2 protein-coding genes are annotated in these 2,784 nt (G+C 72.8%); both read right to left on the bottom strand.

Annotated elements, in window-relative coordinates; genetic code table 11:
• Window positions 1-1,082 (bottom strand): KamA family radical SAM protein (locus AB8Z36_RS36300; RefSeq protein ID WP_369217652.1); only part of this gene is annotated, 1,082 nt, incomplete at its 3' end.
• Complete coding sequence (locus AB8Z36_RS36295; RefSeq protein WP_369217651.1) at window positions 1,082-2,746, bottom strand: carbamoyltransferase C-terminal domain-containing protein; 1,665 nt, start codon at window positions 2,744-2,746, stop codon at window positions 1,082-1,084. The genes AB8Z36_RS36300 and AB8Z36_RS36295, both read right to left, overlap by 1 nt.
• Window positions 2,747-2,784 lie beyond the last annotated feature (38 nt).

Raw genomic sequence — 2,784 nt, 5'->3', positions numbered from 1 at the left:
GTTCGGGCCAGGCCCGGCAGGGTGCGGTAGGCGGCCTGGAAGATCTCCACCGCGCGGGCCAGCGGCACCTGGAAGTAGGCGTGCGGTCCGGTGTCGCGCTCCACGAACAGGTAGTACGGCACCGCCCCGGCCGCCAGTTCGGCCTTCCACAGCGCGCTCCAGGCCGCCGCGTCGTCGTTGACGCGGGCGATCAGCGGGGCCTGGCAGTAGACGACGGCGCCGGTCGCGCGGATGCGCCGCAGGGCCTCCTGGGCGGGGGCGGTCTCCAGTTCACGCGGGTGGCTGAAGTGCGCCATCACCGCGAGCTGCTTGCCCGCCGCGACGACCTGCTCGAACAGGCGCAGCACATCGTCGGCGTCGTGGTCGGTGGTGAAGCGGTAGGGCCAGTACGCCACCGACTTGGTGCCGATGCGCACGGTGTCGACCGACTCCACGGCGAGCAGCGGCTCCAAGTGGCGGCGCAGCCGTTCGGTGGTCATCACCATCGGGTCGCCGCCGGTCACCAGCACGTCGCTGACCTCGGGGTGTTCGGCCAGGTAGGCGAGCAGTCCGGTGGGGTCCGGCGCGGCGAAGCGCAGATCGGCGTCGCCGACGAACTGCGCCCAGCGGAAGCAGTAGGTGCAGTACGCGTGACAGGTCTGGCCCTGGCCGGGGAAGTACAGGACGGTCTCGCGGTACTTGTGCTGGAGGCCCGGCACGGGGGCGCCGTTCAGGTGCGGCACGTTGTACTGCTGCTGGCCCGAGGGATGGGGGTTCAGCCGGGCCCGGATGTCACCGACCAGGTCGCGCAGGAGCAGCTTGTCGCCGGGGTCGGCGGAGAGCTTGGCGAGCTGTTCCTCGTCGGCCGCCTCCAGCATGCCCCGCTGGGGGAAGGTGAGCTGGAACATCGGGTCGTCGGGTGTGCGGTCCCAGTCGATCAGATGGGTCAGTACGTACTCGTTGACCCGGAACGGCAGCACGAGCGAGACCCGCCGCACCGTCTCGCGTACCTCGTCGGGCAGGCCGAAGCGGGCGGCGATGTCGTTCAGGTGCTTGGGGCCGTGTGCGCGGAACCGCTCCGCCGTGACCGGTCCGTCCGCCATCAGCCGACACCCCCCGACGCATTCTTCTTGCGGTACAGGGCGTCGCCCAGGACGAGGAAGTCCAGGTCCATGGCGCGGAACGCGGCCAGCGCGTCGGCGGCGGTGTCGACGACGGGCTCGCCCCGGTCGTTGAAGGAGGTGTTGAGCAGCACCGGCGGCGCACCCTGGGCTTCGAGGGCGTCCAGGACCGCGCCGACGGCGGGCGCCTCATCGCCGGTGAGCACCTGCGGGCGGGTGGTGCCGTCGACGTGGACGACGCCCGGGGCGACCTCGCGGCCCAGGCCGGTGGCGCGGGCGGCGCCCAGCATGTAGCGGCTGAGATGCTCCTGCCGCTCCCAGAGGCGGGCGCCGTAGCCGGGCCGGGTGACTCCGGCGAAGGGCCGCCACTGCTCGCGGTTCTTCACCGTGTTCACCCGTGTGTTGACGTCCGCCGTGTCGGGGACGGCGATGATCGAGCGGTGGCACAGGGCGCGCGGCCCCACCTCGGCGCGGCCCTGGGCGACCGCGCCGACCCGCCCGGCCAGGAGCAGCCCGGTCAGCTCGTCGATGTCCAGCGGGGTGCGCAGCAGGCCGGTGGTGTCCGCGTCGGTGACCCGGTGGGCGGCGATGTCGCTGCCGAGGTAGGGGTCGAGCGGTGTGGTCCGGGTGCGGGGCGGGCGGACGGTCCAGGCGGCGCCGAGCGCCACACCGGCATCGTGCGGGACCGGGGGGACGTACAGCGGTCCTGGCAGGGTGCCGTTGGTGGAGCAGTTCAGGGCGACGCCGCCGCTCATGCACAGCTCCTCGACCCCGGCCGCCGCGCGGGCCCGGGCGGCGAGGTGGGTGACGGTCTCCTCCACGACGCGCTGGGCGGTGTAGGCGACCAGGACCGCGCTCGGGTCGTCGGCGAGCCGGTCCTCCGCCGCCTTGGGGCCCTGGGCCCCCGCGATGCTTGTGTAGCGCTCGCGCCACCGGCCGACGGTGTCCTCGTACTGCTCCTTGATCTCCTCGGCGGTGGCCCGCCCGGTGCTCTCGGTCAGCGGTTCCACGGCGAGCCGGAAGTCCTCGCCGCTGATCTCGACGAGGCTCTCCGTACGGACGTCATGGGCGCGGCCGTAGGCGGCGAGGCCCATGGTCTTGCCCGCGTTGAGGAAGGAGAAGCCCAGCCAGGTGGAGGCGGCGTCGTAGGCGTAGCCCAGGGAGGCGGTGCGCTGCCAGGACCGCTCAAGGCGGGGCTCGCGGCCCTCCTCGTAGGTCCAGATGCTGGAGGACTCGTTCTCGCCGTGCCCGTCGACGACGAGTACGCCCGCCTTGCGGAAGGGCGAGGCGTAGAAGGAGGAGGCGGCGTGCGCCTGGTGGTGGCCGACCCGCACCACCTCGGGCAGCCGGTCGCCGAAGTCCAGGCCCACGGCGTAGGCGAGGAACTCGGCGTCGTCGGCGAACCGTCCGGGGTAGAGCTGCTCGTCGTCCCAGCCCAGGGCCACCACGTCGATGTCGGCGGCGCTGATGCCCGCCTGCTCCAGGCAGAGCCGGGCCGCGCCGGACGGCTTGCGGTACAGCGAGTGGCGGCGGCGGTTGAGGCGTTCCTCCTCGGAGAAGGCGACGATCCGGCCGTCGCCGTCGATCAGGCAGGCCGCGGTGTCGTGCCAGCCGGCCGGCGGTGCGTTGACGCCCAGGATCCACATGATCGGGCAGCTCCTTGCTTGCTTGGGGATGGGTGGGG

Origin of the sequence: Streptomyces flavofungini, from assembly GCF_041028215.1 — a bacterium.
GTDB lineage: Bacteria > Actinomycetota > Actinomycetes > Streptomycetales > Streptomycetaceae > Streptomyces > Streptomyces flavofungini_B.
This window is presented reverse-complemented; position numbering and strand designations above follow the sequence as displayed.